This is a genomic window from Massilia sp. TSP1-1-2 (assembly GCF_049896185.1).
In the GTDB taxonomy this organism is placed as follows: Bacteria; Pseudomonadota; Gammaproteobacteria; order Burkholderiales; family Burkholderiaceae_D; genus Telluria_A.
The window spans coordinates 112515-128061 of record NZ_JAFCTU010000015.1; the positions used below are offsets into that span (position 1 = coordinate 112515).

At 60.2% G+C, this 15547-nt stretch carries 14 protein-coding genes; 7 read left to right on the top strand and 7 right to left on the bottom strand.

Annotation, left to right across the window (positions count from 1 at the left end; all coding sequences use genetic code 11):
- Positions 1 to 58: 58 nt before the first annotated feature.
- Positions 59 to 1573 (bottom strand): peptide MFS transporter, encoded by a 1515-nt coding sequence (locus ACP7BV_RS15105; protein ID WP_426104933.1) that lies wholly within the window; start codon positions 1571 to 1573, stop codon positions 59 to 61.
- 259 nt (positions 1574 to 1832) lie between these two features.
- Between ACP7BV_RS15105 and ppnN the strand changes: the two genes are divergently transcribed.
- Positions 1833 to 3203, top strand: a complete 1371-nt coding sequence (gene ppnN, locus ACP7BV_RS15110; protein WP_426104934.1) for a nucleotide 5'-monophosphate nucleosidase PpnN — start codon at positions 1833 to 1835, stop codon at positions 3201 to 3203.
- A 59-nt stretch (positions 3204 to 3262) separates the two neighbouring features.
- Here the strand turns inward: ppnN and ACP7BV_RS15115 are convergent, their stop codons facing one another.
- Positions 3263 to 3460, bottom strand: a complete 198-nt coding sequence (locus ACP7BV_RS15115; RefSeq protein WP_426104936.1) for a hypothetical protein — start codon at positions 3458 to 3460, stop codon at positions 3263 to 3265.
- On the opposite strand from ACP7BV_RS15115, the gene ACP7BV_RS15120 reads away from it, so the two are divergent.
- Positions 3440 to 3658: a hypothetical protein gene (locus ACP7BV_RS15120; protein ID WP_426104937.1), complete on the top strand. Its 219-nt coding sequence runs from the start codon at positions 3440 to 3442 to the stop codon at positions 3656 to 3658. The two genes, ACP7BV_RS15115 and ACP7BV_RS15120, sit on opposite strands and share 21 nt — an antisense overlap.
- A gap of 123 nt (positions 3659 to 3781) precedes the next feature.
- On the opposite strand, the gene ACP7BV_RS15125 is transcribed toward ACP7BV_RS15120, so the two are convergent.
- The 4 genes from ACP7BV_RS15125 to prfB form a co-directional block, all read right to left on the bottom strand.
- Entirely contained in the window at positions 3782 to 4873 is a 1092-nt protein-coding gene (locus ACP7BV_RS15125) for a catalase family protein (RefSeq protein WP_426104939.1), read from the bottom strand.
- A gap of 108 nt (positions 4874 to 4981) precedes the next feature.
- Complete coding sequence (gene lysS / locus ACP7BV_RS15130) at positions 4982 to 6514, bottom strand: lysine--tRNA ligase (protein WP_426104940.1); 1533 nt, start codon at positions 6512 to 6514, stop codon at positions 4982 to 4984.
- 79 nt (positions 6515 to 6593) lie between these two features.
- Positions 6594 to 7253: an HAD family hydrolase gene (locus ACP7BV_RS15135; protein WP_426104942.1), complete on the bottom strand. Its 660-nt coding sequence runs from the start codon at positions 7251 to 7253 to the stop codon at positions 6594 to 6596.
- Positions 7254 to 8358 (bottom strand): peptide chain release factor 2 gene (gene prfB, locus ACP7BV_RS15140; protein WP_426104944.1). Its coding sequence is split into 2 segments (ribosomal slippage): positions 7254 to 8276 and positions 8278 to 8358, totalling 1104 coding nucleotides; the frame shifts between segments, so codons are not numbered across the junction.
- 152 nt (positions 8359 to 8510) lie between these two features.
- Between prfB and ACP7BV_RS15145 the strand changes: the two genes are divergently transcribed.
- A complete protein-coding gene (locus ACP7BV_RS15145; RefSeq protein WP_426104945.1) occupies positions 8511 to 10526 on the top strand; it encodes a bifunctional 2',3'-cyclic-nucleotide 2'-phosphodiesterase/3'-nucleotidase in 2016 nt (671 codons plus the stop codon).
- On the top strand, positions 10523 to 10951 hold the full coding sequence (locus tag ACP7BV_RS15150) for a tetratricopeptide repeat protein (RefSeq protein ID WP_426104947.1): 429 nt from the start codon (positions 10523 to 10525) through the stop codon (positions 10949 to 10951). Before ACP7BV_RS15145 ends, ACP7BV_RS15150 begins: the two co-directional genes overlap by 4 nt.
- A 4-nt stretch (positions 10952 to 10955) precedes the next feature.
- Here ACP7BV_RS15150 and ACP7BV_RS15155 read toward each other — a convergent pair whose 3' ends face one another.
- Positions 10956 to 11495 carry a GNAT family N-acetyltransferase gene (locus ACP7BV_RS15155; protein WP_426104949.1) on the bottom strand — a complete coding sequence of 180 codons (540 nt, stop codon included), beginning with the start codon at positions 11493 to 11495 and terminating at the stop codon, positions 10956 to 10958.
- A gap of 142 nt (positions 11496 to 11637) precedes the next feature.
- Here ACP7BV_RS15155 and ACP7BV_RS15160 point away from each other — a divergent pair, with 142 nt between their 5' ends.
- From ACP7BV_RS15160 to ACP7BV_RS15170, 3 genes are all read left to right on the top strand, one after another.
- Positions 11638 to 12447, top strand: coding sequence for an SPFH domain-containing protein (locus tag ACP7BV_RS15160; RefSeq protein ID WP_426104950.1), 810 nt, complete (start codon positions 11638 to 11640; stop codon positions 12445 to 12447).
- Positions 12448 to 12501: 54 nt separating this feature from the next.
- Positions 12502 to 14022 (top strand): helicase HerA-like C-terminal domain-containing protein, encoded by a 1521-nt coding sequence (locus ACP7BV_RS15165; protein ID WP_426104951.1) that lies wholly within the window; start codon positions 12502 to 12504, stop codon positions 14020 to 14022.
- 271 nt (positions 14023 to 14293) lie between these two features.
- A partial coding sequence (locus tag ACP7BV_RS15170) for a glycosyltransferase (RefSeq protein WP_426104952.1) occupies positions 14294 to 15547 on the top strand: 1254 nt, incomplete at its 3' end.

A 15547-nucleotide genomic window follows, 5' to 3' on the forward strand; every position in this document is an offset into this window, starting at 1 on the left:
AGAACGGCCCAAAAAAACGGCGGCCCGCAGGCCGCCGTTGTCAACGCAGGCGTATAACTTACTTCACGCCGTGCATCAGCTTCTGGATCAACGGTGCGAGCAGGAACAGAATCACGCCGCCTACCATCAAGATCCAGAATCCTTGCGTGTAGCCGGTGAGCGCCGATTGTACCGACATGCCGGTTTCGCCGCTGATCAGGCCGGCGATGATGCCCGACAGATTATTGCCGATACCGGTCGAGAGGAACCAGCCGCCCATGCCCAGGCCAACCAGGCGCACAGGCGCAAGCTTGGTGACCATCGACAGGCCGATCGGGGACAGACACAGTTCGCCCACCGACTGAATCCAGTAAACGGCGAACAAGGTCCAGAATGGAATCTTGCCGATGGTCGGATCGACCAGGAAGGTCAGCGAATACATCAGCAAGCCAAACGCCAGGCCGTTGAAGATGATACCCAGACCAAATTTGCGTGGAATGGACGGGTTGACGTTCTTTTTGCCCATGGCCACCCAGATCCAGGCGATCAGCGGAGCGCAGGCGATCACGGCGACCGAGTTTACGCTCTGGAAGTAAGCAGTCGGGAACATCTCCATGCCCAAGGCGCCGGCGCGGTTGACGACTTTTTCGGCCAGGAAGGTAAACGAGCTGCCTGCCTGCTCGAAAAACGCCCAGAACAGGATGTTGAAGGCGAAGATGATCATCATGGCGATGGTCTTGTCGCGGGCGATGGCGCCGTCCTTGATGCCTTCGGCCATCAGCATGACGGCGAGCACGGCAAACAGGCTCATGAGTACGTATTGCAGCGGCTCGGCGCCTGCCTTGAGCAGGAAGTACATGACCGGGATGACGAATAAGGCGCCGATGGCGACCATGACCATGCGCATCGGATTCTTGGCGTCGCCTTCCGGTGCGCCAATGCCCTTGAGCGTTGCGCGGCCAAAGTAAAACCATACCAGGCTGATCAGCATACCGATGCCGGCAGCGAAGAACACGATCTTGTATGCCGGGGTGTCGCCCGTATTGAACACTTTTTGCGCGAGGTATTGGGTCAGGATCGGTGCAAAAAACGCACCCATGTTGATACCCATGTAAAAAATCGTAAAACCGGAATCGCGGCGGGTGTCGTTCAATGCATACAGTTTGCCGACCATGGTCGAGATGTTCGGCTTGAACATGCCGTTACCGACGATGATGGTGGCCAGACCGAGCTTGAAGATGTCCGGGTTGGGCATGGTGATCATGAACAGGCCGGCGGCCATGAAGATCGCGCCCAGCAGGATCGAGCGCTGGTAGCCAATCACCTTGTCGGCCACGTAGCCGCCGAAGACGGCGCCCGCATACACCAGCGCCAGGTAGGAACCGTAGGTCAGGTTGGCGTCTGCCTCGCCGACCGATTGGCCGCCGTAGAACTGGGTCACGATATACAGAACCAGCGCCCAGCGAATGCCGTAGAAAGCGAAGCGCTCCCAGAATTCGGTCATGAACAGCATCCACAGGGGACTTGGGTGCCCCATGATTTGCTTGAACTCTGGAATGACAACTTCCTTGTGCGTACTAGTGGTACCGCTCATCCGGTATCTCCTGATTTTATTGGTTTATGAAATGGATAAATCATATGAAGCGCCCATGCTTGTGGCTCGGGAATTCCAATAGGGACGCATTTTAATGTAAAACCTGCCACGCAAAGCGAAATTTCATAATGTGTGCTAAATACGCCCGGCGGCGCCCGTGTGCAGGCACAATATAATTCGTGGCCCCAAGAGGAGTGAGTTGTCGTATATTGGCATTGCAGGCTTGTTTGTATCACCAGATAGATAAGGAATCCGCACTATGGAACATGAAGTTGTCGATACCCTGATTTCGCCCGAAGGCCAGCTCGAGGTGCTCTCCAAAGCCGAAGTCTTCAAGCTTCTCGACACCAGCCAGGGCGGCCTGTACCAGATTTTCCGCAATTGCGCCCTTGCGGTGCTCAATTGCGGCAGCTCGATCGACGATGGCAAGGAATTGCTGGAACGGTACAAATCGTTCGATATCAGCATCGTGCAGCGCGAACGGGGCATCAAGCTCGAGATCAAGGGTGCGCCGGCCATCGCTTTTGTCGACGGCAAGATGATCAAGGGGATTCACGAGCACTTGTTTGCGGTGCTGCGCGATATTATTTTCATCAGCAGCGAAGTGACCGACAATCCGAAATTCGACATGTCGCGCACCGAGGGCATCACCGATTCGGTTTTCCACATCCTGCGCAACGCCAACGTGCTGCAGCCGCTGCGCAACCCGAATCTGGTGGTGTGCTGGGGCGGGCACTCGATCAACCGCATCGAATACAACTATTCGAAGGAAGTCGGTTATCAAATGGGGCTGCGCGACCTTGATATTTGCACCGGTTGCGGTCCTGGCGCGATGAAGGGGCCCATGAAGGGCGCCACCATCGGCCACGCCAAGCAGCGCCTGACGGGCGGTCGCTACCTGGGCATTTCTGAGCCGGGCATTATCGCGGCCGAGTCGCCCAACCCGATCGTCAACGATTTGGTGATCATGCCCGACATTGAAAAGCGGCTGGAAGCGTTTGTGCGCACCGGGCACGGCATCATTGTGTTCCCGGGCGGCGCCGGGACGGCCGAAGAGATCCTGTATATCCTTGGCATCCTGCTGCATCCCGAGAATGCGGACATGCCGTATCCGCTTATTTTTACGGGGCCGGAAACGGCGCGCGACTACTTCATCCAGATCAACCAGTTCATCGCCGATACGCTGGGCGAGGAAGCGCAGAAGCGCTACCAGATCATCATTGACGACCCGGAAATGGTGGCCAGGGAGATGCAGCGCGGGATCAAGCAGGTGCGTGAATTTCGCAAGACGCGCAGCGACGCTTATTATTTTAACTGGCTGCTCAAGATTGACGAGGAATTCCAGAAGCCGTTCCGTCCGACGCACGAGAACATGCGCAACCTGAGCCTGCACAAAAACCAGGCAAAGCACCTGCTGGCGGCAAATTTGCGGCGCGCGTTTTCGGGCGTGGTGGCGGGGAATGTGAAGGATGAAGGGATCCGGGCGATTGAAAAATTCGGGCACTTTGAAATTCATGGCGACGCGGCGATCATGGGTCCGATGGACGCGCTGCTGTCGTCGTTCGTGGCGCAAAGCCGGATGAAGTTGCCTGGCAAAACGTACACGCCTTGCTACAAGGTGATCCAGTAAGGCGGCCGCCAAGCGGTTGATACAAAGGGTGTGAAAGCGAGCGCTTTTCCACCCTTTTTTTACGCCTGGGGCCTCCAGCTCGCTTCGACCAGGTCGTCCTGGCGCCGTTCCAGCGTGTGGACCTGAGCGCCGATATGCTCGAGGATGGCGTGGACGAATGCCAGTTCGGCCGGCGTTGTCCATCCCGGCCAGCGGATGATGCGCAGCAGTTCCTGCAAGTTGCTGCCGCGCCCAAGATGGGCCAGCGCATCAAGCAAATGCCGGATCTTGTTTTCCAGCTCGTGGATGTGGTGCGGCGGCCGGTGATGGCATTTGTGGTCCTTGTGATCGTCGTTGGCAGTTTGCGCGACCTGCTGTTGCCGCTGCTCTGGCAAGTTTTCTTTGGCCTCTATGGTATTACACCTCGTCGAGCCGGAAAAAATGACGGGCCGCTGTGGCTCACTGGCGGCCTGTAACCAGCCTAACGAGAAAGGATGAGGTCACTTTAATCAAAATTAACGCCGGTCTCAGTGGATTTTGTTTAAATTTTTCATTGGAATAACCCGTAAAGCGCGGCGTTTAATTCTGATGAGACATCGCTAGTCGGGAACCTGATCCAGGCTGGAAATTTCGATGCGGGGCTGGGCATTGCGCTCGTGGCGAAAGGCCGATGACGCCTCGTAAGCCTTGATCCGGGCGCGCATGATGGACCCGAGGGGACGGTGCGCCTCAATGCAGTGCCAGGGATTGAACGACAGGACATCGTCGGCAAACACGCGGCGCGCATGGCTGTAGGCTTGCTGGGGCGGGATGGTCAGCTTGGCCACGCTCTGGTAGGGCGAGAGCGCCTGCGGCCAGTCCACCGACGCGTCCTCGATCGGCATCTGGTCCACGCCCGTGCATAGCTGGGCGCGCAGTTCATATTCGGCTCCCTGGTGCTTGAAAAAATCCACCACCAGGTCGCGCAGGACCGAGTCGCCGTCGTCGTGCTCGATCAGCTGCCCGGTGAGCGCCTTGAGATTGTCCGACAGCGGCGCGGCGCACAGCTTGGCCACATAGTCGCCGTAGCGCACGGCCGCCATGCTGTAAAAGGTCTCGCCAAGGATATGATTGTTCGGCATGCCGATGGTATCGATGGTCGCGTTCTCAATGCCGAACGCGTGCAGCGCCTTGCTGCCGCCGCGCGCCAGCGCCGCCATGATGCGCTTGGTGGTGTCCGGATCGTCCATGTGCTTTTCCAGCAGCTTTTGGGTCTTGAGGTAGGCGGCGGCGTGGCCGAATGCGATCACGGGATGGTTCACCAGCAGCAGGTCCTGGGTGCTGGCCTGCTGGCGCGCGGGCAGGAACTGGCGGCCTGGCACGCCCAGCATCTTGATCGCCATGCCGCGCGCCACCGGGACCTTGTCGCTATGGATGTCGCCGAACGCGGTGGACAAGCGGATCACGACCGGGTAGGTGGCCGCTGTGGCGAATACGCCCTGGGCCAGGTGCGCGGGGAGATCATCGTAGACGGTGACTTCGCCCACCAGCACGCCGTGGCTTTTGGCATGCGCATCGCGCTTGGCGTGGCGGTGCTTGTCGAAGACTTTTTCGTTCACGCGCATCATCGAGGCGACGATGGTGTCGATGATGGCGTCTTCGTTTTCCTGCTGTTGTTCGAGCTTGTCGTGGTAGCGAATATAGGCGGACATGCGAGCTCCCTGCTTGTATAGGAAGCAAGATGGTAGCTCCCGCCACACGGCGTTCGCTAGAGAGCAAGCTCTAACTAAACTTCCACCCCGGGGTAGATTTGCGGTTCGTTACTCTTCGCGGCGCAAGTGGGGGAACAGGATGACGTCGCGGATGTTGGGCGAGTCGGTGATTAGCATCATCAGGCGGTCGATGCCGATGCCGCAGCCGCCGGCCGGCGGCATGCCGTATTCCAGCGCACGGATGTAGTCGGCGTCGTAGAACATCGCCTCTTCATCGCCCGCATCCTTGGCCGCTACCTGCGCCAGGAAGCGCGCCGCCTGGTCTTCGGCGTCGTTCAGCTCCGAAAAACCATTGGCGATTTCGCGGCCCACCATGAAGAGCTCAAAGCGCTCGGTCACGCCGGGCATGGTGTCGGAGGCGCGCGCCAGCGGCGACACTTCGGCCGGGTAGTCGATGATGAAGGTCGGCTCCCACAACTGCGCTTCGGCCGTCTCTTCAAACAGCGAGAGCTGCATCGAGCCTAAGCCCGATGTCGAAAACGGCTTGACGCCGAACTTGAGCAGCTCGCCCTTCAGGAAGTCGATGTCGTTCAGTTGTTCGGTCGTGTAGTGCGGCGCGTATTTGTTGATTGCTTCAACGATCGTCAGGCGATGGAAGGGCTTGGACAGGTCGAGCTCGCGCCCGCCATAGGTCAGCACCGCAGTGCCATGCGCGTCCACCGCAGCCCTGCGAATCACGGCTTCGGTGAAGTTCATGATCCACTGATAGTCGGTGTAGGCCGCGTAAAACTCCATCATCGTAAATTCAGGATTGTGGCGCGGCGAGACGCCCTCATTGCGAAAGTTGCGGTTCACTTCGAACACGCGGTCAAAGCCGCCCACGACCAGGCGCTTCAAGTACAGTTCGGGCGCGATGCGCAGGAACATTTCCATGTCCAGCGCATTGTGGTGCGTGATAAAAGGCTTGGCCGCAGCGCCCCCGGGAATGGTGTGCAGCATGGGCGTTTCGACTTCCATGAAGTCGTTTTCTTCCATGAAGCGGCGGATCGACGACATCGCGGCGGTACGCGCCTTGAAGGTGCGGCGCGTCTCTTCGCTCATGATCAGGTCCACGTAGCGCTGGCGGTACTTGGTCTCCTGGTCGGCCAGGCCGTGGAACTTGTCAGGCAGCGGACGCAGCGACTTGGTGATCAGGCGCAGGCTGGTCACCTTGATGGTCAGTTCGTCGGTCTTGGTCTTGAACAGCGTGCCTTGCACGCCCAAAATGTCGCCTAGGTCGTAGGAGTGCAGCTCTTCCATCGCCGCTTCGCCGGTTTTGTCGAGCGTGACGTAGATCTGGATGCGGCCGTCGCCGGCGCCGGACGAATCCTGCAGGACCGCGAACGCGGCCTTCTTTCCCGCCGGGCGCGAGAGCATCATGCGCCCGGCCACGATTACCGTCACTTCGTTCGCCTCGAGCTCTTCGCGCGACTTGTCGCCATACTGCGCGTGCAGGTCGGCGGCCTTGTGCTGGGGGCGGAAGTCGTTCGGAAAAGCGACGCCTTTGGCGCGGATGGCCGCCAGCTTGACGCGCCGCTCGGCGATCAGCTTGTTTTCGTCGGCGCCCGGGGCGGCTGCTTGGTCTTGAATGTCGGTGGTCATGATGAGTATCGCTCGTCTTTTTGAATAGTCTGCTCGACTATTCGTGTTGTTTATTCAGGATCGTTCGGATTATTCTGGATTATTCGGGGAACAGTTCATCGATCGTCAGCTGCGAAAAATCGCTGGCGATGTGGAGGACATTGTCGAATTCGGCGAACGCTTCGGCGGGTAGGGTGGTGCTGAGCACCACCGCTTTCATACCCGCGCGGCGCGCAGCTTCCACGCCCAGCGGCGCGTCTTCAAACACGATGCAGTGCTCGGGCGCGACGCCGCAGCGCTGCGCCGCCAGCAGGAACACGTCCGGGTGCGGCTTGCCGCGCGCAACATCGGCCGCGCCGACGACAGCGTCAAAGTGACGCCGCACGTCTAGCCCGTCGAGCGTGAAGGTGATGTTGGCGTCGGGCGCGGCGGTGGCCACGGCCAGCGCCACGCCGCGCAGCTTGGCCTGGTCGATCAGGTCGTCGAAGCCGTCCACCGTTTTGCGATGCGGCGCATACAGTTCGCGGTAGACCGATTCCTTTTCCTGGTTCAGCGCCAGCACGGCGGCGTCGTCAAGATGCTCGCCCAGGTACGAACGGATGATCTCCTTGCCCTGGCGCCCGGCGGTGGCGCGGAAAAAGGCGTCGGCATCGATGTCCTGGCCGCGGCGCTGGAAAAACGTGATCCAGGACGCGGTGTGAAAGGACATGTTGTCGACGATGGTGCCGTCCATGTCGAAGATGAATGCGCGTTTCGTCATCTACACGCCTTGCTTGAGCGAGGCCGAGATGAAGTCGTCCAGGTCGCCGTCCAGCACGCCTTTGGTATTGCCCGTCTCGAAATTGGTGCGCAAATCCTTGATGCGCGACTGGTCGAGCACATACGAACGGATCTGGTGGCCCCAGCCCACGTCGGTCTTGGAGTCTTCCAGCTTTTGCTGCTCGCTCATGCGCTTGCGCAGTTCGTGCTCGTACAGCTTGGCCTTCAACATCTCCATCGCCTCAGCGCGGTTGCGGTGCTGGCTTCGGTCGTTCTGGCACTGGACCACGATGCCGGTCGGGCCGTGCGTCATGCGCACTGCGGAATCGGTCTTGTTGATGTGCTGTCCGCCGGCGCCCGATGCACGGTAGGTATCGACCCGGATGTCGGCCGGGTTGACGTCGATCTCGATCGAGTCGTCCACCTCGGGGTAGACGAACAGGCTGGTGAACGATGTGTGGCGCCCGTTGGCCGAGTCGAAAGGCGACTTGCGCACCAGGCGGTGAACGCCGGTCTCGGTGCGCAGGTGGCCGTAGGCGTATTCGCCTTCGACTTTGAGCGTGGCGGTCTTGATGCCGGCGATTTCACCGTCCGACTGCTCCATGATGTCGACCTTGAAGCCCTTGCGCTCGCAATAGCGCAGGTACTGGCGCAGCAGCATCGAAGCCCAGTCCTGCGCCTCGGTGCCGCCGGCGCCGGCCTGGATGTCGATGAAGCAGTTGTTGGCGTCGAGCTGGCCGCTGAACATGCGACGAAACTCCATCGCTTCGATCACGGCCTTGATGGTGTCGGCGTCGAGCACGACCGCTTCAAGCGTTTCTTCGTCGGCTTCTTCGCGCGCCATGGCAAACAGGTCGTTCGCGTCTTTGAGGTCGTTTTCAGCCTTGATCAAGGTATGGACGACCGCTTCCAGCGCTTTTTTCTCCTTGCCGAGATCTTGCGCGCGTTTCGGGTCGTTCCAGACCGTCGGGTCTTCCAGTTCTTCGTTTACTTGTTCGAGCTTCTCTGACTTTTTATCGAAGTCAAAGATACCTCCGAAGTTCGGCTTCACGTTCCGTGAGGTCGTTGAGCAGTGCTGCGAGGGCGTTAATGCGTTCGGCTTCCATGGCTTGTCCGGTCTTAAATTGGTTGAATCGAACCTTCGATTATACCGTACCTGCCCGCTTCCCAGAATGGCGCGCGCGTCCGGCTTGATCGCAGGGCGCGCGCTGCGTATGATCGAGGCACATTTCATATCAAAAAGCGTCCACTCTTCCCTATGCGTTATCAACTATGCACTCAACTATGTACCGCAGTGGTGGGCCTGCTGGCCGCCGCCTGCGCCCATGCCGCCACGCCGCCGCCGGTTGGCACGCACGCCGTCATTGCCGTGCTCGAGACCACCGACGTGCATTCGAATGTGCTCGGCTACGATTACTTCCGGCTTGCGTTCGAGCCTGCACTGGGCCTGGAGCGCACCGCCGCCCTGATCGCCACGGCGCGCGCGCAGTATCCGAACAACGTCCTGATCGACAATGGCGACACCATCCAGGGCACCGCGCTGGCCGACTATGAAGCGCTGGTCAGGCCGCTCGCCTGCGACAAGACGCTGGCCGTCTACAAGGCCATGAACCTGATCGGCTTTGACGGCGGCGGCATCGGCAACCATGAATTCAATTACGGCCTGTCCTACCTGAGCCAGGTGACGGGCAGCCGTTTCGACGTGGCGGGCGTCGACCCGGCCAGACCTCGCTGCGCGGGGCCCAATTTTCCGCTGGTGCTCGCCAATATCTACAGCTTGAAGACCAGGCAGCCCCTGTTTGCGCCCTGGCGCATCATCGACAAGCAGGTGATTGCCTCGGGCCCCGACAGCACGCCGGTGCAGGTGACGCTCAAGGTAGGCATCATTGGCTTTACGCCGCCGACCATCATGTCGTGGGATAAGCGCTGGCTCGACGGCAAGGTCTACGCCGAGGGCCTGCGCGAGAGCGCCATCAAGTTCATCCCCGAGATGAAGGCGCAAGGCGCCGACATCATCATCGCCATTTCGCATGGCGGCCTCGATGACAGCGCCTATTCGCCCAGCATGGAAAACGGTAACTGGCATTTGTCGAAAGTGCCGGGCATTGACGCCATGCTGATCGGGCATTCGCACCAGGTGTTCCCGAACGCCGCCAGTACGGTGCCGCAATTTAACCTGCCGGGCGTGGACAAGGCCCGCGGCCTGGTCAATGGCGTGCCGACGGTGATGGCCAATATGTGGGGCAAGCACCTTGGCGTGATCGGCTTGCACCTGCAGTACGACGGCCAGCGCTGGGTTGTCGACAAGGACAGTACAACGGTCGAGGCGCGCTCGGCGCAGCTGGCCGACAAAAGCTTCGTGGCGCCCGATCCGGCCATCGCGGCGCTGGTCGCGCAGGAGCACGAGGCGACGATCGCCTATGTCAAGACGGCTGTGGGGACGACCGATTTTCGGATGTCGTCCTATTTTGCCGACGTCGGCGACGTGTCGGCAATTGCCGTCGTCAACCTGGCGCAGGCCGATTACGTGCAACGCTTCGTGAAAACGTCGTTGCCTCAGTACGCGGCGCTGCCGGTGCTGTCGATGGCCTCGCCCTTGAAGAGCGGCCACGCCGGCGCGGGCGACTTTACCGATGTTCCGGCCGGTCCCCTGGCACTGAACAATGTGGCCGACCTGTACCTGTATCCGAACGCGCTGCACGCGGTCAAGGTCAATGGGGCGCAGCTCAAGGCATGGCTGGAGCGCTCGGCCAAGCGCTTTAATACCATCGACCCGGCCAAGACCGGGCAGCAGGAGCTGATCAACCCGGCGTATCCCACCTATAACTACGATGCCATGACCGCGAAAGAGGTCAGCTACCAGATCGACCTGGCGCGCCCGCCCGGCGAGCGCATCGTCGCGTTGCGCTACAAGGGCAAGCCGGTCAATCCGGGAAAGGAGTTTTTGGTGGCGACCAACAGCTACCGCGCCAGCGGCGGGGGCGACTTTCCCGGCCTTGACGGCAGCAAGACCGTGATCGCTTCGCCCGACAGCAATCGCGATGTGCTGATTGCCTATATCAAGAAAACGGGCGCGCTCACGCGCGCGGCGCACGGCCAGCCGCGCAGCTGGCGCTTTGCCGCCATGAAGACGGCTGGACCGGTGGTGTTTCGTTCGGCGCAGGGCAAGCTGGAACTGGCGCAGCAGGCCGGCTTGAGTAATATCTCGGTACTCAAGGACGATGACGGGCAGGGCAAGGGCTTCTCGGTGTATCGGATCGACTTGTCGAAATGATGCGGCAATTGACGATCGTGCGCGCTGCCGTGCTGGCCTTGTGCGCGGCAGCGCTGCATGCGCCGGCCCACGCCGCGCCGCAGCTTGATGCGACTTTTGAGCTGGGGCGACAGTACCGCCATGGCGCCGATATGCCGCGTGACAGTGCGCGCGCCTATGCGCTGATCGAGAGCGCGGCGCGCGCCGGCCATTCCCCGGCGATGTTCATCGCGGCGGCCATGCTGGCGACGGGCGAGGGCGTGCGGCGCGACGTGGTGCTCGCCCGGCGCTGGCTGGAGGCGGCGGCAGAGCTGGAAAACCCGGAAGCGATGCAGCAGCTGGCAATGAATCTGCGCGAAGGCGCGCCGGGTTACGAGCGGGATGAACAGCGCGCCGCGCAACTGCTTGACGAACTGGCGCACGCCATGAAACACCGCGCGCACTGATGCCTCAGATGGCCGCGTCGTGCGACGTGGTCGCCTTGAGGTGAAACTCATCGCGCAGCAAACCGTAGACAAACAGATCGACATACTCGCCGTTGAGCAGTTCGGCCTCGCGCAGCATGCCTTCCCACGTAAAACCGAGCCGCTTGGCCACCATCTGGCTGCCCAGATTGGTGCTTGTACACTGCAGTTCGATCCGGTTGAAACCGAGTCTGTCGAAACAGTAGCCGATCACCGCGCGCACCGACGCACTGGCCAGACCCTGCCCCTGGAAGTTCTCGCCGATGTAATAACCCATCGACGCCTTGCGGTTCTCCAGCTCGATTTTATTCACGCGAATCGCGCCGCACAGCTTGTCGTTGGCAAAAATATGCCACTCGAACAGCTCGTCGACCTGGCCGGCCTCGATTACGTGCTGCACATGCGCGGTGCACGCGGCAATGCTCGACAGTGTGACGACTTTCGGCAGATATTTCTTCAGGTATGCAGTATTTTCCTGGATCAGTGCAGCCAGCCCGGCCGCATCGGCAAGTGCCACCGGGGTCACGCTGACCGACGAGGAAATGCGCAGTGTTTCAGTTTTCAGGGTAACTCCGTAGTGTCGCTATCTTTACAGCCGAATAGTATATAGGTTATGTTGCCTGCCAACGGCGCAGCCGGCGCCTACCGAAAAATACTGAAAGTAATTGATGAAAAAAACAATACCCGCCATCCTGCTGGTTCTTGTCGCCGCAGTCGGCGCGACCGGTTGCACCATCGTCGATACGGGCGAAGTGGGCTTGCGGGTCAATTTCGACAAGACCATCGAAAACAGCGAACTGGTGGCGGGCAGCTTCAACCAGACGCTGGTGGGCCACGTGCTGACGTTCCCGGTCAAGGATGTGAGCGTGGACGTCAAGGACTTGATGCCGCTGGCCGCCGACAATTCGACGATGAAGGATTTTGACATCAGCGTGGTGTACAACATCACGCCGTCGGCCGTGTCGGAGCTGTACATTAACAAGAGCCGCTCCTTCCATATGGTGGACAACACCGGCGACATCTACCTGATGCACAACTATATTTACCAGACCGCGCGCAACGCGATCTACAAGACGGCGCGCAAATACGAGGCGCTGAACATGAACGACAGCCGCTCCCAGATCGAGCAAGAGATCCAGGAGATCATGGTCAAGACGCTGATCGACGAAAAGCTCGCCGGCATCGTCATTTCGCAGGTGCGGGTCGGCAGCATGGTGCCGAGCGACGCCGTCAAAGCCAGCGCCGACAACCTGGTGCGCGCCAAGAACGAGGAAAAAACCAAGGAAGTCGAAGTGCAGATCGCGAAAAAAGAAGCGGAGCGCATCGCCGCGCTGAACGCCAATGCAGGCGCGATCGCTTACATGCAGGCGCAGGCGCAGATGAAGATCGCAGAAGGCATCGCCGAGGGCAAGGTCAATACGGTCGTCATTCCTTACGACTTCAAGGGCATGGTCAACATCACGACGCCAAACAAGTAAAGGCTGGCCGCCTTTTCGTATAGAATTTCGCGCTTACCCTTATTGGAAACCACCATGTCTATCCCGCTGCCGATCGCAAAAAACATCACTGCCACGCCGGCCTTCACGCTCGACATGCTCTCGAGCCTGGTCAACCGCCATGGCTGCATCACCGGCGCGACCGGCACCGGCAAGACCGTGACGCTGCAAACGATCGCGCAATCGCTCTCGGACATCGGCGTGCCCGTCTTCATGGCCGACGTCAAGGGCGACCTGTCTGGCATGGCCAAGGCCGGTGCGCTGTCCGACAAAATGAAGGCGCGCTTGGAGATGCTGGGCGTGGAGGAGCCGGCGTGGGCGGCCTGTCCGGTGACGTTCTGGGATGTGTACGGCGAGCACGGTCACCCGGTGCGCGCGACCATTTCCGACCTCGGCCCGCTGCTGCTGGCGCGTATGCTCAACCTGAACGACACCCAGGAAGGCGTGCTGCAGCTGGTCTTCAAGATCGCCGACGACAATGGTCTGCTGCTGCTCGACTCCAAGGACTTGCGCGCGATGCTGCAAAACGTGGGCGACAACGCGGCCGACTACCGCACCTCGTACGGGAACATCTCGGCGGCCAGCATCGGCGCCATCCAGCGCGGCCTGATGGCGATCGAGGAGCAGGGCGGCGAGCAGTTCTTTGGCGAGCCGATGCTCAACATCGACGACCTGCTGCAGACCGATGCGCGCGGCAAGGGCATCGTCAACATCCTCGCTGCCGACAAGCTGATGAACGCGCCGCGCATGTACGGCGTGTTCCTGCTGTGGCTACTGTCCGAGCTGTTCGAAAACCTGCCTGAGGTAGGCGACCTGGAAAAGCCGAAGCTGGTGTTTTTCTTCGACGAGGCGCACTTGCTTTTTGCCGAGGCGCCCAAGGAACTGCTGCAGAAAATCGAACAGGTGGTGCGCCTGATTCGCTCGAAAGGCGTGGGCGTGTTTTTCATCACCCAAAACCCGCTCGATATTCCGGACACGGTGCTTGGACAGCTAGGCAACCGCGTGCAGCACGCGCTGCGCGCCTACACGCCGCGCGACCAGAAAGCGGTCAAGGCGGCGGCCGAAACCTTCCGCCCGAATCCGGCGCTCGATACGGCGCAGGTGATTTCGGAGCTGGGCGTCGGCGAGGCGCTGGTCTCCTTTCTTGATGAAAAGGGGCGGCCCAATATCGTCGAGCGCGCGTTCATCCTGCCGCCGGCGTCGCAGCTCGGGCCGATCGACGCGGCCGAGCGCAAGGCGGCCATTGCCGCTTCCGTAGTCGCCGGCGTGTACGAAAAAACCGTGGACCGCGAATCGGCGCACGAAATCCTTGCGCGGCGCGCCAGCGCGACGGCAGCGACCGAACAGGAAGCGCGCGCCGCCAAAAAGGCAGATGCACCAGCGGCCGATTCGGGTGGCTTTGGCAGCATCCTGGGCGGCTTGTTTGGCAATGGCGGCAGCAAGCGCGAGTCGCCGGTGCAGGCGATGGTCAAGTCGGCCGCGCGCAGCATTGGTTCGTCGGTGGGCCGTGAAATCATTCGCGGTGTGCTCGGCTCGATCCTGAAAAGCAAACGCTGATTGTTTCTGCGGCGCGCTCCACGCGCCGTAATGAAACGCGCGACACTGCGGCGACGCGCTTGCGCTTTTGGCGCCCGTCGCAAGCGGAAATCCAACCGTCGCCCCTGCCAACGCCAGCGGCGTCGCATACCTTACGCAAACAGAGGAATCAAAAACGTTATCTTGCCATAAAGACAACGTTGCTGGTACGCTGAGCCTTGGCGCAGCGCGGTCGCCGGCCAACAGCAAAACGTCGTGATCGTACAAACGAGTACAAGCCGAAAAGGAAGCAATGACAACCGAAAGCAATGCTTATTTGCCAACAGGTTGCGCTGCGGTGCATGGTATGTTCAGCCGGGCCCAAGATCCTCTCGTCATCATTGCCACCAGCGGAACAGGTGGCGACTTGCTTCCGTTCATCACGATAGCGCAGGGCTTGCTTGCACGCGGAAGACGGGTATTGATGCTCGTACCGGGTTTTCAAGCTGCGACCGTCCACGCTGCGGGCCTTCCTTTTCAAACTTTCGGCACCCATGAGCAATTCCAGGCGCAGCTAAGCGACCCCGACCTTTGGGATGAACGCAAAGGCTGGGGCGTGGTCTGGAAGGGATTGGTGCCCCACCTTAATGCCATATGCCAGATCATTGAGCGGCTGCCAGCCGAGCAATCGTGCGTGGTGCTATGCCACCCGATTCTCGTTCCAATGGCTGTGCTTGCAAGGGCGATTCGACCGGATTTGCGGATTGTTTGCCAATATCTCGCCCCGTCGAACCTGTGCAGCAGCCATGACATGCTCACGGCCGGCTCGTTGCGTATTCCGTCCTGGATTCCGATCAATTGGCGACAGGCGCTGTGGAGACTGATTCACAAGGGCTGGGTCGACCCCCTGACCTTGCCTAGCCTTAACGCGGCACGAGAGCAACACAAGCTGCCGCCAGTGCGGCATTTTTTTGAGCATATGTTGACAGCGCCTGATGTGTCGGTGGGCTTGTTTCCAAGCTGGTACGCCTGCGTTCAAGTCGATTGGCCTCAGCCTTTCGTGGAAGGTGATTTTGTCAGTGCCCCTTCAAGCAGCGGGGCCCCCTTGGCGCCGGAACTGGAGCAATTTCTGGTCAATGGCAGCCCGCCGATTGTGTTTACTCCCGGGACCGGACACCAGCACGCCGCGCGCTATTTCGATACTGCGGCGAAGGCTTTAAAGCGCCTAGGGCGGCGCGGACTTTTCATCACTCCACATGCAGCACAACTGCCCGATTCATTACCGCCCGATATTTTGTGGCAAGCGCATGTACCTTTCGATGCATTGCTGCCGCGCGCGGCCGCCGTTGTGCACCACGGTGGCATTGGGACCACTGCCGAAGCCTTTGGTGCAGGAATACCGCAACTCATCGTGCCATTTGCCTACGACCAGTTCGATAACGGTCTTCGCGCCAAGCGATTAGGCGTGGCTGAAGTGCTGCTCGCGAAACGCCCCCTGTGTCAGACTACTTGTCGGGTGTGTTTTTTGAACAAATTATGTCCTGATCTTGGTTGTTGTGGTGGAATT